This is a genomic window from Paenibacillus sp. YN15 (genome assembly GCF_003285005.1).
Classification (GTDB): Bacteria; Bacillota; Bacilli; order Paenibacillales; family NBRC-103111; genus Paenibacillus_AR.
The window spans coordinates 1-14882 of sequence record NZ_QMFA01000050.1; the positions used below are offsets into that span (position 1 = coordinate 1).

Annotated in this window: 17 protein-coding genes; 13 read left to right on the forward strand and 4 right to left on the reverse strand. The window is 56.4% G+C overall.

What is annotated here, in order from left to right; all coding sequences use genetic code 11:
* Positions 1-357: 357 nt before the first annotated feature.
* Positions 358-1587, reverse strand: coding sequence for a multidrug effflux MFS transporter (locus DQG13_RS26700; RefSeq protein WP_113023236.1), 1230 nt, complete (start codon positions 1585-1587; stop codon positions 358-360).
* 302 nt (positions 1588-1889) lie between these two features.
* Here DQG13_RS26700 and DQG13_RS26705 point away from each other — a divergent pair, with 302 nt between their 5' ends.
* The 6 genes from DQG13_RS26705 to DQG13_RS26730 all read left to right on the forward strand — a co-directional run bounded on the left by DQG13_RS26705 (position 1890) and on the right by DQG13_RS26730 (position 4970).
* A complete protein-coding gene (locus DQG13_RS26705) occupies positions 1890-2513 on the forward strand; it encodes a TetR/AcrR family transcriptional regulator (protein ID WP_113023237.1) in 624 nt (207 codons plus the stop codon).
* Positions 2510-3055 (forward strand): NAD(P)H-dependent oxidoreductase, encoded by a 546-nt coding sequence (locus tag DQG13_RS26710; protein WP_113023238.1) that lies wholly within the window; start codon positions 2510-2512, stop codon positions 3053-3055. The genes DQG13_RS26705 and DQG13_RS26710 overlap by 4 nt, the downstream gene beginning before the upstream one ends.
* Entirely contained in the window at positions 3052-3738 is a 687-nt protein-coding gene (locus tag DQG13_RS26715; protein WP_113023239.1) for an NAD(P)H-dependent oxidoreductase, read from the forward strand. The genes DQG13_RS26710 and DQG13_RS26715 overlap by 4 nt, the downstream gene beginning before the upstream one ends.
* Positions 3739-3847: 109 nt before the next feature.
* Positions 3848-4438, forward strand: a complete 591-nt coding sequence (locus DQG13_RS26720) for a TetR/AcrR family transcriptional regulator (RefSeq protein ID WP_113023240.1) — start codon at positions 3848-3850, stop codon at positions 4436-4438.
* Positions 4439-4444: 6 nt separating this feature from the next.
* Positions 4445-4675 carry a hypothetical protein gene (locus DQG13_RS26725; protein ID WP_113023241.1) on the forward strand — a complete coding sequence of 77 codons (231 nt, stop codon included), beginning with the start codon at positions 4445-4447 and terminating at the stop codon, positions 4673-4675.
* Positions 4676-4721: 46 nt separating this feature from the next.
* The gene (locus DQG13_RS26730) at positions 4722-4970 is read left to right on the forward strand and encodes a zinc ribbon domain-containing protein (protein ID WP_113023242.1); all 249 of its coding nucleotides are present in this window, start codon (positions 4722-4724) and stop codon (positions 4968-4970) included.
* A gap of 79 nt (positions 4971-5049) precedes the next feature.
* Here the strand turns inward: DQG13_RS26730 and DQG13_RS26735 are convergent, their stop codons facing one another.
* Positions 5050-6825 (reverse strand): ABC transporter ATP-binding protein, encoded by a 1776-nt coding sequence (locus DQG13_RS26735; protein ID WP_113023243.1) that lies wholly within the window; start codon positions 6823-6825, stop codon positions 5050-5052.
* The gene (locus DQG13_RS26740) at positions 6812-8587 is read right to left on the reverse strand and encodes an ABC transporter ATP-binding protein (RefSeq protein ID WP_113023244.1); all 1776 of its coding nucleotides are present in this window, start codon (positions 8585-8587) and stop codon (positions 6812-6814) included. The genes DQG13_RS26735 and DQG13_RS26740 overlap by 14 nt, the downstream gene beginning before the upstream one ends.
* A 255-nt stretch (positions 8588-8842) precedes the next feature.
* Here DQG13_RS26740 and DQG13_RS26745 point away from each other — a divergent pair, with 255 nt between their 5' ends.
* Together DQG13_RS26745 and DQG13_RS26750 are read left to right on the forward strand one after the other, a co-directional pair.
* Positions 8843-9376: an AAA family ATPase gene (locus tag DQG13_RS26745; RefSeq protein WP_258525883.1), complete on the forward strand. Its 534-nt coding sequence runs from the start codon at positions 8843-8845 to the stop codon at positions 9374-9376.
* 349 nt (positions 9377-9725) lie between these two features.
* Positions 9726-10253, forward strand: a complete 528-nt coding sequence (locus DQG13_RS26750; RefSeq protein WP_113023246.1) for a hypothetical protein — start codon at positions 9726-9728, stop codon at positions 10251-10253.
* Here the strand turns inward: DQG13_RS26750 and DQG13_RS26755 are convergent.
* Positions 10250-10807, reverse strand: coding sequence for a CDP-alcohol phosphatidyltransferase family protein (locus DQG13_RS26755; RefSeq protein WP_113023247.1), 558 nt, complete (start codon positions 10805-10807; stop codon positions 10250-10252). The genes DQG13_RS26750 and DQG13_RS26755 overlap by 4 nt on opposite strands.
* A gap of 131 nt (positions 10808-10938) precedes the next feature.
* Between DQG13_RS26755 and DQG13_RS26760 the strand changes: the two genes are divergently transcribed.
* From DQG13_RS26760 to DQG13_RS26780, 5 genes are all read left to right on the forward strand, one after another.
* Positions 10939-11391: a HEAT repeat domain-containing protein gene (locus DQG13_RS26760; protein WP_113023248.1), complete on the forward strand. Its 453-nt coding sequence runs from the start codon at positions 10939-10941 to the stop codon at positions 11389-11391.
* A gap of 3 nt (positions 11392-11394) precedes the next feature.
* Entirely contained in the window at positions 11395-11796 is a 402-nt protein-coding gene (locus DQG13_RS26765) for an iron chaperone (protein WP_113023249.1), read from the forward strand.
* 127 nt (positions 11797-11923) lie between these two features.
* The gene (locus tag DQG13_RS26770) at positions 11924-12847 is read left to right on the forward strand and encodes an aldo/keto reductase (protein WP_113023250.1); all 924 of its coding nucleotides are present in this window, start codon (positions 11924-11926) and stop codon (positions 12845-12847) included.
* Positions 12848-12915: 68 nt separating this feature from the next.
* Positions 12916-13938 carry an SDR family oxidoreductase gene (locus tag DQG13_RS26775; protein WP_113023251.1) on the forward strand — a complete coding sequence of 341 codons (1023 nt, stop codon included), beginning with the start codon at positions 12916-12918 and terminating at the stop codon, positions 13936-13938.
* A 180-nt stretch (positions 13939-14118) separates the two neighbouring features.
* Positions 14119-14736, forward strand: coding sequence for a nitroreductase family protein (locus DQG13_RS26780; RefSeq protein WP_113023252.1), 618 nt, complete (start codon positions 14119-14121; stop codon positions 14734-14736).
* Positions 14737-14882 lie beyond the last annotated feature (146 nt).

The following is a 14882-nucleotide window of genomic DNA, read 5'->3' on the forward strand; positions in this document are numbered from 1 at the left end:
ATATTTGGTCTATTTGGTTCGGCTATTGAGAACGCCTCTCATGGGACGGTAGATGCAACGCTAGTGATCGTAGGATCGCTATTTGTCCGAATGTGCGCCGAAATGCGTTCAAATAGGCGAATAACGCGATATAGATTCGTTAGATTTTTTATCATGCCCGTTTTCGCGAAATAGCGTGAGAGAGATTCGTTAGCAGATTCTGCTTGTCCTCAGACGTTTGCTTCCGAAGTCCGCTCAGGAATNAGATTCTGCTTGTCCTCAGACGTTTGCTTCCGAAGTCCGCTCAGGAATGTCAGCAGCATCGGCAATAGCAGAGCCGGCTTCAGGCGCATTGGCATAACCGGCGCCTGCTTTGAATCAGCGTTTTTTTGTCCCCACCAGGAGGATGTAGCACAGAACCGCCCCCGACTCGGCCAAGGCGATAATGATGCCCATGGGCATGGCAGTTGTATTTCCGCCCAAGCCCACCAGCGGGCTGACAATGCCGCCGGCGATGAAGGAGATCAGGCCCAGCAGGGCGGAGGCGCTGCCCGCAGCGTGGCCGTATGACTCCATGGCCAGAGAGGTGCCGGAGGTGGAGGCGATGCCGATGCTGGATACGACCAGGAAGAGGCACGGAAGAATCGCCGGGAGTCCGGCCTCCGCCAGAAGCGCCGCCGGAAGTCCGAGACCGCCGGCCAAGCCGATTAAGATGCCGCAGCGGAACAGCGTCTGTTCCTTAACCCGGCCCGCCAGCTTGCCGGCTGTCTGCCCGGCCAGGATGATGCCCAGGCCGTTGGCGGCGAAGACGACGCTGAACATTTGGGGCGACACGCCATACAGCTCCTGGAGCGCGAAGGGGGAGCCGGCGATATAGGCGAACATGGCCGCATACATGAAGCCTTGGGCAAGGGCCAGGCCGATAAAGCGGCGGTCCCGCAGCAGGCTCCGAAAGGCGGCCAGCGTGTGTCCCAGCCCTCCCCGGGCGCGGCGGTCAGGAGGCAGTGTTTCTGGGAGCCACAGCCACACCGAGGCCAGCATAATCCCTCCGATGGCGGCAAGAATCACGAAGACTCCCCGCCAGGAGGTCCATTGGAGCAGCTGTCCGCCCAGAATCGGAGCAAGAATAGGGGCTGCGCCGTTGACCAGCATCAGCATAGCGAAGAAACGGGTGAGCTCGGTGCCGGTGTACATGTCCCGGACCACCGCCCGGCTCAGGACAATGCCCGCTGCTCCGGCCAGGCCCTGAACCAGGCGCAGACCGCAGAAGATCCAGATGTTCGGGCTGTAGGCGCACAGCAGGGAAGCGGTGGCGTACACCGCCAGGCTTGCCAATAGCGGCATACGGCGTCCGCGGACATCGCTTAGGGGGCCGGCCAGCATCTGGCCCAGAGCCAGGCCCAACAGACAGAAGGTCAGGCTGAGCTGCGCCTGGGACGCTCCGGTCCCCAACTCCCCGGCCAAAGCGGGGAGCGAAGGAAGGTACATGTCCAAGGACAAGGGGCCAAAGGCGGACAAGGACCCCAAAATAAGAATCAGCCGGAGCCGGTTTCCCTCAGCCGAAGAGGAAGCGGCCCGGTCCCGCGAAATTGCGCGAGTGTCGTTCATAAGTATAAACCTGCCTTTCTGTTCCTCTCAGGATACATCAGATGAAGGCGGGTGAATAGTGATTTTTGAGAGCAGCCCCCTTGCAATCTGCTCAAAACTCCACACCCCGCACTTTGCTGAAAATCAATGAAGCTATTCCCCCCAGGATACACCAAAGCAGGAAGATTGAACAGAATGGATGTGCGGCGCTCTCTATGGGATAAATCCCCCCCCCTTGACAGCTCCGCAAACCAGTCATACAATTTGGATAACAGTGTTATGTTAAATAATATCGTTATGAAAACCCGCGGGAGAGATGACAGTTGGCAAGAGACGAGCAGAAGCAACGCAGCGACAAGGTCCGCCAAGCCATTCTGGAGACAGCGCTCGGCATGGGCATCCGGGAGGGCTTCGAGGCGCTTTCCGTACGGAAAATCATCCAGGAGATGAACTATTCCACAGGTGTGCTGTACCACCATTTTAAGGATAAGCAGGAGATTATCGACGCCATTGAGGAGCAGGAGACGGTATGGCTTCATGGGGAAATCCGCGGTTTATTGGATGAAAGCCGGGATTTCCTCTGGAACATGCAGCGGGTGTTCGGCAGAATACTGCGGCTGGCCTGGGAAGAGGCGGAGAAATACAATCTCATCGTGCTGCACAAGTACAGCAGACATCAGAGCGACAGCCAGCCGGAGTGGATTGGCTATATTGCAGAGAGGCTGGAGGAGGGGATGCAGAAGGGGCTGATCCGGCAGATGAACCCTGCCCGGACGGCCTTTGCCCTGTGGAGCTCCTTTCTTGGCTTCAATCTGATGATCTCCCGGCGGCAAGGCAGCATGAGCTTCGCGGAAGCGGAGAAGCTGTTCACCGTCCAGATGGACATGGTGCTGAAGGGAATTTTGGCCCGTCCCGGGGAAGCGGGCGGAGAAGAGGAGGAGCCATGATCACACTGCTTGCGGATGAGGGAAAGCACGGCGTGGGCCAAAAGCTTCATAAGGAGCTGCTGGCGAACGGGGCGGACTGCAGGTATATTTCCTTGGATCAGGTGAGGGTAGAGCCATGCCGGAATTGCGGGGGCTGCACCTATCAAAGCTATAACCGCTGCGTGGTGCGGGATGACGGGGACTGGATTTTTCCCCAGGTGCTTCAAGCCGGGCTGCTTATTCTGGTTACGCCGCTGGTGTTCGGCGGTTATTCCTTCAAGGTGAAGCGGGTGCTGGACAAATTCGGGCTGATCATGGACCGGCATTATTTTGTGGAAAAAGGGGAGCTGGTGAAGGGCGGCTTGCCGGACCGACCGTTCCGGCTTATGGCCGTGGGCGTCCGGGAGGGGGGCAGCGGGGCGGAGGCTTCGGCGTTCTCCCGGCTGATCCGGGAGCTGTTGATCATTACCAGAGGCGCAGGCAAGCCTTTCATTGTTGATCCGGGGAAGCCGGCGGAGCTTGAAACGCTGGAGCTTATTGCCAAGGAGGCGCTGGGCGCATGAGGAACATTCTGCTGCTGAACGCAAGTCCCCGGCCCAAAGGAACCAGTGCGCGGCTGGCCGGAATGGCCCAGGAATATTTGGCTCTAAGGGGGCACCATGCCCAGGTCTGGCATCTTTATGCCCACCTGAGCCGCCCCGATAAGCTGCTTGAGGCCGTCCGGCAGGCGGATGCTCTCATCATCTGCGGGCCATGCTACATCAATACGTATCCGGCCGATACAGTGGCATTTCTGGAAATGCTGGCGGAGCGTCCGGAGCTCCTGCATGGGCAGGAGCTCTACGGCATCATCCAGGGCGGCATGCCATACCCCCACACCCATGATTGCGGACTGCGGCTTCTGGAGCTGTTCGGCGCAAGCTGCCGGGTCGCCTACAAGGGCGGCTTCGTCATGGGAATGGGAGCGATTCTCGACGGGAAGCCCGTCAGCACCTTGCCTAACGGGAAAAAGGTGCTCCGCCAGCTGGAGCGGTTCTTCGGCCATGTGGACAAAGGGGAAGCGGCGCCGGCAAGTGTATATGAGGCGGCCCAATTCCGGCTCCCTGGTGTGGTTTGGCGGTTGATGGCCTGGCGGATGAACCGCTCCATCGACAAGGAGCTGCGCGGACGCGGCATTGATCCCCGCCAGCCAAGCCCCTACCTCCGGCCGCCCCTCCAGCTGCCGCCGGACAGGCGCGATGCCTGATAATAAGGATTCCATGTAAAAAAGTTTGCCATAATCCTGTCTCGCCTGTAGACAGGTTTTTCTTTTGGAATTATAATGACTGTATAGTCACTGATTAAGGAGTCGTCCAATGAAAAAGACAACGCGCCAATTGCAGAAGGAACAAACCCGAACGGCTCTGGTGAAGGCCGCCTACGATGTATTCTCCGTCCAGGGCATTCAGGCAACCCGGATGGCCGATATTGCCAAGGCCGCCGGCGTTTCCCACGGGACGGTGTTCCTCCACTTTTCCACTCAGGAAGAGCTGGTTGCGGAGGTGATAGAGACTTATTGCGGGGAGATTGCCCGGCAAACCCATCAGGAAGGGGCAGACTGCCTTACTCTCCGGGAATTTCTTGACGCCCATCTTGCAGGCATCGCCAAGCATGAGCCCTTTTATACCCGGCTGGTTATCGAAAACCGGCTGCTTCCCCAGGAGGCCAGGGATGCCTGGATCGGGCTTCAGTCAGCGGTGTCCCTCCACTTCAGCCAGGCTCTGGAGCGCGGCGGGGAAGGAACGGGCGCGGCGGTTCCATTGAGCATCATGTTCAACATGTGGCTGGGGCTGGTCCATTATTATTTGGGCAACGGGGATTTGTTTGCTCCGGAGGGAAGTGTTCTCCAACGCCATGGGCAGACTTTGGCGGAGAATTATATGAAGCTGATTCAAGAAAGGAGCTGATCCGCCATGCCTGTCCAAAAGCCTCCGGCCATTCCGGCGGTGGCCCACACGCCGCTTAAAGCCAAACCCTGCTACCGGCATCTGGGCGGCGCGTTGGGAGAGCGGCTGTTCGAGGGGATGCTGGAGCTGGGATGGCTTCGGCCGGATGAGGAGAACCCCAGACATTTTTGCCTGACGGAGCTGGGAGTGGAAGGGTTTAAGGAACTTGGTGTTAATCCATATGAGGGGAAGCGGTAACCCATATGGCCTGATTCCATAAGCGTATAAGAGAGGTGGAGGGAATATGAAAACATGCATTGCCTGCGGCATGCCCATGACGAAGCCTGCGGATTATCCCGGAGAAGACGAAACCAGGGACTATTGCAAATTTTGCGCCAGACCTGACGGCACCATGCAGTCCTATTCCGAGCGGCTGGAGGGGATGACGGGCTTTCTCATCCGCACCCAGGGCCTGGACGGGCGGGCCGCCCGTGATGTTGCCGCCCGCACCATGGCCAGGCTTCCGGCCTGGAAAGACGCTGCGCCCGGTTGAAGCCCGACGCGCCCAAAACACAACAAACCCCCGCTCTCCCAAACAGGAGAACGGGGGTTTTTCCACATCCGCAAGGCGCTTACGCTTCCATCTTCTGCGCGGAATACAAGCGGTAATACAGGCCACGGCGGGCGATAAGCTCGTCATGGGAGCCGGCTTCGGCCACACCCTTGTCGGCCACATACATGATCCGGTCGCAGTTCTTCACCGTGGACAGCCGGTGGGCAATAATGAAGGAGGTTCTGCCCTTCAAGAGCTCATTCAGCCCTTCCTGCAGAAGACGCTCGGTTTTGGCGTCAATGGAGGAGGTGGCTTCGTCCAGGATCAGGATGCGCGGGTTGGCCAGCAGGGTCCGGGCAAAGGAGATCAGCTGGCGCTGGCCCTGGGACAGCTTGGAGCCGCGCTCATTCACCTCGGTTTGATAACCAAGCTCAAACTCCTGGATGAAATCATGGGCCCGGACAGCCTTGGCCGCGGCGATAATTTCTTCCTCGGTGGCGTCCAGCCTGCCGTACCGGATATTGTCCATGATGGTCCCCGAGAAAATGAAGCTGTCCTGCAGCATAATGCCCATCTGGCTGCGCAGGGACCGGAGTGTGACCTGGTTGATGTCGTAGCCGTCCACGAGAATCTTCCCGCCGGTAATGTTGTAGAACCGGGAGATCAGGTTTACCACCGTGGTTTTGCCTGCCCCCGTGGGACCCACCAGAGCAATGCTCTCCCCGGCCTTCACCTGAAAGGAGAGATTCTCCAGGATGTTGCGTCCCGGCTCGTAGGCAAAGGTCACGTTGTTAAAGGTGACATCCCCCTTGATAGGCGGCAGCTCCAGGGCGTCGGGAATATCGCTTACCGTCACCGGTTCGTCCAGAGTCTCGAAAATCCGCTCCAGATAGGCCACGGCGTTGATGAAGGCGTTATACAGGTTAGACAGGTTCAATATCGGCTGCCAGAACCGGGCGGCATAGCTGGTCATGGCGATAATGACGCCGAAGGTGACTTCCTCCGGCCCCAGCACCAGAAGGCCCACCAGGTAGATGGAGGTGGCGACGATGGTGGCCAGATTGTCTACCGCAAACGGAACAAAACCGTTGTACAATTGGGCGTGCATCCATGCCTTGCGGAAGTTGCCCGCCAGCCGGGTGAAGGTGCCTTCATTATACTGCTCCCGCGTGAAAATCTGGGTGACGCGGATGCCGCTGATGCTCTCCTGCAGGTAGGCGTTCACGTTGGAGCTTTTGTTGGAGACAGCCTGCCAGGCCCGGCGCTGGCCGTTTTTGATCAGGACCATAATCGCCAGGAAAACCGGAAGTCCCGCCAGAATCAAAAGCGAGAGCTTGGCATTGACCACAAACATAAAAATGGCGATAAACAGCAGGTTCACAATTTCCAGCACAAAGTTAATGATGCCGTTGGACAGCACATCCGAGACCGAGTTGACGTAGTTGACCACGCGGATCAGAATTTTGCCCTGGGGCCGGTCGTCATAATATTGGAACGGCAGCTCCTGCAGATGCTTGAACAGATCTGTACGGATATCGAAGATAATATCCTGGCCCACCCGGGTCATAATCCGGGAGCGGTAGGTAGCCATAATGACGCTGGTCACGATGGTGCAGAGAATCAGGGCCGACCAGCCGACCAAGGGCCATACGGCTTTTTCGGGAATGGTCACATCCACGATATGCTGCATGATCAGCGGAGCGGAAAGGCCGATGGCGGCGGACAGGGCGCTTAACGTAAAGGCCAGAATCATGGGCTTCTTTTGCTTCCGGATATAGATCATGGCCCGCCTGAAGTGATTGATGTCAAACGGCGATTCCAGGTTTTCGTCAATATCGAACTTATTCCTTGCCATTGGCTTTCACCTGCCTTCCAATGCCTTCATTTTGCAGCATAAAGACTTCGTAATAATACCCGCGCTTGGCCAGAAGCTCGGCATGGGTTCCTTCCTCGATAATCCTGCCGTTGTCCAGAATGTAAATCCGGTCGGCGGTGGCGGTGGTGGAGACCCGCTGGGCGATGATGATCTTGGTGCAGGAGAAATCGAGCTCCCGCAGGCTCTTCTGGATATGCTCCTCAGTCTCCAGATCCACGGCGGAGGTGGTATCGTCCAGAATCAGGATGGGGGGCCGCACAGCCAAAGCCCGGGCCAGAGCGATCCGCTGCTTCTGCCCGCCGGACAGTCCGACGCCGCGTTCACCCACAATCGTGTCGTAGCCTTCAGGCATTTTGCTGATAAAATCATGGGCTGCCGCCAGCTCCGCCATCCGCACCACCTCTTCCTCCGGAAGATCGGGGTTGCCGTAGGCGATGTTTCCGTCGATGGTATCGGAGAACAGCAGTACGTCCTGAGTGGCGATGCCCACATTCCAGCGAAGCTCGTCAAGCTCCAGCTTGCGCACATCCCTGCCGTCCACCAGCACCTGCCCCTTGGACACATCGTAAAAGCGGGGGATCAGGTTGATCAGGGAGGTTTTGCCCGAGCCGGTGGAGCCCATGATGGCAATGGTTTCCCCGGGGTCCACCTTCAGGCTGATGTCATCCAGAACGGTAACATTGTCATATTTAAACGTGACATGGTTAAATTCGATACGTCCTTCGTACCGGCGCTTCACCACAGCATTATGTTCGTTTACAATGCGGGGGCTGGCGTAGAAGATGTCGACAATCTTATTGAGGCTGGCGATAAAACGCTGGATGTCGTTGATAATGATGCCGATATTCCGCATCGGGTTGGACAGCCCCCATAAGAGCGAAGAGAAGGCGGCAAACTCGCCGAAGGTAATCCGGCCGTTCATGACGAATATCCCGCCGGCCAGCATCAGAATCACGCTGAAGCCCTGGGCGAAGGTTTCCAGAAACGGGAAGTAGTCCAGCCAAACCAGCGCGGCGGCTTTGTTGGCCTTGGAATAGTTGACGTTCTTCTCGGTGAATTTCTCCACCTCGAATTCCTCCCGGGCGAAGGCCTTTACCACCCGGTTGCCGGCAATATTTTCCTGGGTGGTCGTATTCAGCTGGGAGAGCTTCTCCCGCAGATCCACATACATGGGACGGACTCTTCTGGCAAACAGGAAGGCCGTCATAAAAATTGCCGGAGACAAAATCAGGAGCCACAGGGTCAGTTGGACATCGATGCTGAAAAAATAGATCAGCGCTGCGACAAAGACGGTCAGCGATTCGACGATCATCTTGATAATCCACGACATGGAGTGGCGCACCATTTCCAGATCGCCTGTCATCTTGGTCATCAGGTCTCCGGTTCGGTTGTGGTCGTAGTAGTGCATGTCCTGGCCTTGAATCTTGTTATACAGGAAAATGCGCACCCGGTACATCATGTTCTGGGACGAGCGTTCGTACTGCATATAGGTCAGATAAGCAAGACCTGTGCGCAGAAGCGAAAATCCGATCATGGACAGACACAGCGTAATAAGCAGCGTTTTTTGGGTGCTGAGGTTTTCCAACGCGTCGCTTCCCGAGACGAAGGTGTCCACAATCTGCTGGCCGATGTAAGGGTTTACTACAGTGAGCGAGGCTGTCAGCACGGACAGGCAGAGCGCAATTACATATCTGGCCCGGTCCCCCTTCAAGTTCTGCCACAACCACTTAATTTGAAACATGTCATCACCAGATTTCTTTGTTTTTAAAAGCACCTGTCGATTATACCTAAGATTATACGGCAGGTGGTAGAGAAAGTTTTTATTTATTCTTTTATCTGTCTATAAGAATATGCTATCGGCAATTTTGGACGGCATAGTCCAAGCTGCAGAGGGACAAGGTTCCGGCAATCGCAAGTTTGACAAAGTCAAATGGAGGGGATATGTTTCCAAGTAGCCAGGGTTTTTTTGAATATATTAGGAAAGGAAGTTGAAAATGTGGAGAACGCGGGAATTATCGTAGTCACCGGAATTATGGCGTCCGGCAAGTCCACAGTGTCGCAGCTGCTGGCGGAGCGTTTTGCGAGAGGCGTTCATGTGCGCGGCGATATATACCGGAGGATGGTGGTCTCGGGAAGAGCGGAGATGACCCCTGAGCCCTCGGAGGAGGCCCTGCGCCAGCTTCATCTGCGGTACCGGCTGGCGGCTGCGGCCGCCGAAGCTTATTGCGGGGCCGGGTTTCGGGTGGTGGTGCAGGATAATTACATCGGGAAAGCCTTGATGGATTTTGTCAGCATGATCCGCCACCGTCCGCTTTATGTTGTTGCCCTGTGTCCCCGGGCGGAGGTTGTTGCCGAAAGGGAAGCCAAACGGGGCAAAACCGGCTACGGCGCTTTTTGTGTGGAGGACTTTCACCGGCTGTTTTGGGAGGAGACGCCACAAATCGGATTATGGCTGGACAATTCGGAGCAAACGCCGGAGGAAACGGTCAACGAAATTCTGGCCAGAGTGGAGGCCGAAGGCAGGATTTGACGAATGCTCGCAAGAACCGGAGGCTGGGGGCATTCCCGCGGTCATTACCCGGGAAATACTGACAAAAAGGCCGGAGTCACCGTCATGCGACAGCAATAGCTGTTTACCGGAATAACACGACAGGAAAGCGCTGCCGAAGTTGTGCGGTGCCGAAGTTTTTGTGTATGGAATGATTTGGACAGGGGTATCCTTATCTTACCGCATCAGAATGTTCAAGTTCTTTACAGCGCTAAAGCGCGTAAAGCAAACATTGGGATTGGCGATAAAAACTTCCGCTAAACGCGGTCGCTCATCCTCGAAATACTCCGATAGGAGTTTTTCTCATACGTTGATGAAGGAGAGCTTTGCCATGACGAAATTGTTGCTTTGGGCGGGATTGATTGTCCCCTGGTTTTCGCTGTTTTTTATGAAAAGACAGGATGTCAAACGGTTTATGCCGGCCACCCTTCTGGCCATGCTGATCATGGCTATGATTTCCGAGGCCGCATATACCTTTAACTGGTGGGTGATCCAGGAATATATCGTTCCCTGGGGATATATCACTCTTACTTCCTTGTTGTTCGGCCCGTTTCTCGTCGGCTCCCTCTGGATTTTTCGGCTAAGCTACCACAAGTGGTGGTTGTTTTTCCTGACTAATCTGATTATCGACAGCATCTTCGCCTTTGGACTGAGCCCATGGTTTCTCGACGGGTGGCTGTACACGATGCGCCGTATAAACAATGCAGGCGCCTTTCTGCTGATGTTCGGAACCGCAATTGTGATTTATCTGTACCAGCGTTGGCAGGATGAGGTGATGGTGGGGGCTTCATCGGAAAACCGCGGTTTGGAGTTTACTGTGGGCAACCCGTTCCGCTCCAGGGAAAAAGGGAAATCCTAAGGCTTCGCCCTTGGCGAAGCCCGGAAGAACAGTCCCCGCTTATTGAGGTCCAGACTGCGGGAGCGCAGATGCAGGACAAGCTCCTCAATTGCGGAGAGGACGGACAGAATGCAAACGGGCCATAACCAGCCCAGTCTTTCGGAGGCAATGATGAACGGGGCGAGAAAAAACAGGCCTCCTGTCAGCTTGTTTCCCCATGTATGCACAATGGCGAAGGTACGGTACTTCCACGCGGCAATGAGCAGATTCAGGCCCCGTATGGCGGCGGTGAGAATAATCCAGGGCAAAAAAGGCCCGATATCCGGTCCGATCTCGAGCCAGCACCAGATAAACACCGCAGCAAACATGCATAAGTCGGCTGCGCTGTCGAGCCTGGCCCCCAACTGGCTGTGGGTGCCGGTTCTGCGGGCGATCCAGCCGTCCGCCATATCTGTCGCTCCGCAAATCAGATAAAGCACACAGAACAGCCACACATTTCCGTAGGCAAGGGCCAAAAATGGAAGCAGGGCGATTCTGGACAGGGTGATGGCATTGGCGGCATGTTTGCGCAGCATGGCTTTCCTTCCTTTCAAGGCTGTTCCTGTTTAATTCGCCAATGGGTGGACATGCTCCTTTTGGACCCAGGAACAATGTGGTATAATGGCTTGAATAAAATCAATTTCTACATGGAACAGGATGCGATCAATTGGCAAAGCGTAGCGAAAAAACACCCCTGCCGGAGGGTTATGAAGAGCTGAAGGCGGCTGCAAGCCGCACCTCCAGCTGGAAGGACCGTTTGGATGCGGTCAAGAAGCTGGGACAGCTGAAGCACGAGCAGGTTGTCGATATTTTGAAGCACAGATTGGCGAATGACCCGGTTTATGCTGTGCAGGAGGCGGCTTACCGCTCCTTGAAGCAGCTGGGAGAGAATGTCCAGCTGCCGCCGCGGCGCAAGGGCGAGGTAATCAAGGGAGCGGGCAAGGCCCTGGTCCGCATCAAGAAGAGCCTTCCCGAGGGCCATGCCTACGAGGAGTTCAAGGAGAAGCTGCGGAAAATGCGGCTGGATCTTTATGATGCCTTCGAAGGCGACAAAGGGGATGAATTCGACGCCTGGCTGGAAAGCCAGTGGTCCGGAATTTCTACCCGACGGGATCAATAGAACATGGACAAGACCCCAGGCGGATATGCTTCCATCGATGCGTATATTGCGGACTATCCTCCCGGCATTCAGGAAAAGCTGGAGGCCATGCGCCGGACCATCCGGGAGGCTGCACCGGAGGCCAAGGAAATCATCAGCTACCAAATGCCCACCTTTTATTTGAACGGGAATCTGGTTCACTTCGCCGCGTTTAAGCAGCATATCGGCTTTTATCCTGCGCCCAGCGGAATTGAAGCGTTCCGGGAGGAGCTGGCGGCTTATAAGGGAGCGAAGGGGTCCGTGCAATTCCCGCTGGACCAGCCGCTGCCTTTGGAGCTGGTGCGCCGGATTGTGGCATTCCGCGCAGAAGAAAACCTGGCGAAGGGAAAGAAGAAGACCGCCGCCAAAAATCGGGAGCAGCAGTAAGGCGCAATACATCAACCCAAACAGGACCAGCCAAGCGGCATGGTCCTGTTTGTTGAAGAGGCGAAACGGATAATGATATGATGCCTGTAGAGTCAAATTCAGCCAATTGAGGCAGGAGGGATAACCGATGAAATACCGCAGGCTGGGCAAGACGGAGCTGAAGGTGCCCGTAATCGGAATCGGAACCTGGCAGTACGGCGGGGAATGGGGCAAGGAGTTTACCGTCCGGGAGGTGCAGGAGATTCTGGGCAGAGGTCTGGAGCTGGGCTGCAACCTGATCGACACGGCGGAATGCTACGGAGACCATCTTTCCGAATCGCTGATCGGGGAGGCTACCCGGGGCAACCGTTCGGAATGGATCATCGCCACCAAATTCGGACATCATTTTCACGGCCATCTCAAACGCCAGGATGATTGGAGTCCGGCAGGCGTTGTGAAGCAGCTGGAGGCTTCGCTTGCGGCCCTTCGCACGGATTATGTGGATCTGTACCAGTTCCATTCCGGAAGCGATGCGGCCCTTCTGAACGACGAGCTGTGGGATATGCTCCACAGGCAGCAGGAGGCCGGCAAAATCCGGCATCTGGGCATCTCCATCGGAAGCAATGAAAATGTGGGGCAGGTGGAAGCTGCGCCCCGCCTCAAGGCGGAAGCCATTCAGGTGGTCTACAACCGTCTGGACCGCGCCCCGGAAAAGGAAGTCTTCGCCAGCTGCCTCCGGCATGATCTGGGTGTTCTGGCCCGGGTTCCCTTGGCCAGCGGCTTCTTAAGCGGCAATTACAAGCCAGGGGCCGTATTCGGGCAGGATGACGTGCGCGCCAGCCGTGACCGGGAACTGACAGACCGGCGGCTCCGGGAGGTAGCGGAAATCCGGGAGCGGGAGGTTCCCGAAGGGCTGGATATGGCCCAATGGGCCATTGCCTGGTGCCTTCAGCATGAAGCTGTCAGCACTTGCATTCCCGGGTTCAAAAGCGTCGCCCAGCTGGAGGCCGCTCTGAAGGCCGCCGAGCTGGACATGGTGTCCGACGATCATCCCGCCGCCTGGCGGAAATGAGCTTTCCCTGCAGCGAAGCCCCGCGCGGGTTATGATTGCTATTTTAGAGAAACAGGAAGGAACCTCCAATGGACATTCTATTTATCGGCGGAACAGGCGTAATCAGCTCTGCAGTTTCGGAGCGGGTATTGGCTCAAGGCCATACCCTTTATTTGTTAAATCGCGGTAACCGTACGGATTTCATTCCGGCAGGAGCAAAGCTGCTGCAGGGGGATATCCGGGATGAGGCCGCCATCCGGAAGCTTCTGTCCGGCCGCAAATTTGATGCGGTGGTGAACTGGATCAGCTATGTGCCGGAGCATGTGGAGGCGGATATCCGTCTGTTCTCGGGTATAACCGGCCAATACGTGTTTATCAGCTCCGCATCCGCTTACCAGAAGCCCCCCGCCAGTCCGTTTATTACTGAGGAAACACCCCTTTCCAATCCCTTTTGGGAGTATTCGCGGAACAAAATCGCCTGTGAGGAAATCCTGCTGCGGGAGCATGCCGCAAAAGGCTTCCCGGTGACCATTGTCCGTCCCTCCCACACCTACGGGGTAGACAAGCTCCCTACGGCCTTTAACAGCCGCAAGTACCAGTGGAGCATTCTGGAGCGGATGCGCCTTGGCAAAAAAATCATTGTGCCGGGGGACGGCACCTCCCTGTGGGTGCTGACCCACAACACGGACTTTGCCGTTGCCTTCGCCGGGCTGCTGGGCCGGCCGGAGGCTGTGGGTGAGGCCTACCAGATCACCTCCGACGAGGTGCTGACCTGGGATCAGGTTACCCGCTATTTGGGGGCCGCGGCAGGCTATGAGCCGGATTTGCTGCATCTGTCGGCGGATTTTATCACCGGCTGTCTGCCCGAGCTGTACAGTGAGCTGGTAGGCGACAAGCTGAACAGCGTGTGCTTCGACAATACCAAGATTAAGGCGCTGGTACCGGAATACCGGGCGGTGAAGCTGTTTAAGGACGGCATCCGGGAGTCGGTGGAATGGTACAAGCGTCATCCCGAGCTGCTGCAGCTGGACGGGGAGTGGGATGCCCTCTGCGATCGGCTGGTCAGCGCCCATGAGGCAGGTCTGGCCGCTTTTAGACAATCGGCGCAATAGTTGCCGGAGTACCCCCTTCCCGATGAGGAGGGGGTTTTTCTGTGGGAGAGGTTTTTTGACGCGGGGAAAAGGTTGGAGTTTTACGTGTTGACTTTCTCTCTTGGCAGCAGTATTCTTACTTTATGGAAATAACTTATTAAATGTAAGTAAAAATCGACAATGAGAAAGGTTGGATGAACGATGAGCGAGCTGCTGGAGATTGTACAGGCCAGAAGATCGGCTATGAATTTTGAGGAGGGAGTGAAGATTTCGCCTGCGGAGCTGGAGGAGATCTTCACGCTGACGCGCCTTGCCCCCTCCGCGTATAATTTGCAGCATGCCCATTATGTGGTTGTCAGCAACCCTGAGCTGAAGGAGCAGGTCCGCGCGGCGGCTTATAACCAGTATAAGGTCCATACCGCCTCGGCGGCGATTGTGGTGCTGGGCGATAAGCTGGCGTATGAGAAGGCGCCGGAGATTTATGGCGGCCTGCGCGCCCTTGGCGTTATGTCCCAGCAGGACTACGACGGGCTGATTGGCACCATTACCGGGGCTTACGCGAATAATGAAGCATACCAGCGGGAGGAGGCTATCCGCAACGCCTCCTTGTCCGCTATGCAATTTATGCTGATTGCCAAGGAGAAGGGCTGGGACACCTGCCCCATGATCGGCTTCAATCAGGAAGAAATGATGCGGGTGCTGGACATTCCGGACCGCTACGTTCCGGTGCTGCTCATTACCATCGGCAAATCCGTCAAGGATAATATCCGCCCCCGCGGCTACCGCAAGCCGGTAGGGGAGTTCGTCACCTTCCGCTAAGAGAGCTTAGGGCGCGTATGCAGCCCGCTTGAGGGCAGCTTTTACCGTCTTTTCGCCCCGAGCTATCGTTACTTTCGCTTGACGTACCCCCGGCACGCCTGCCCAAAAGTGCCTTGCCCGGAACGAAAATTTGGGTTTTATCTGCT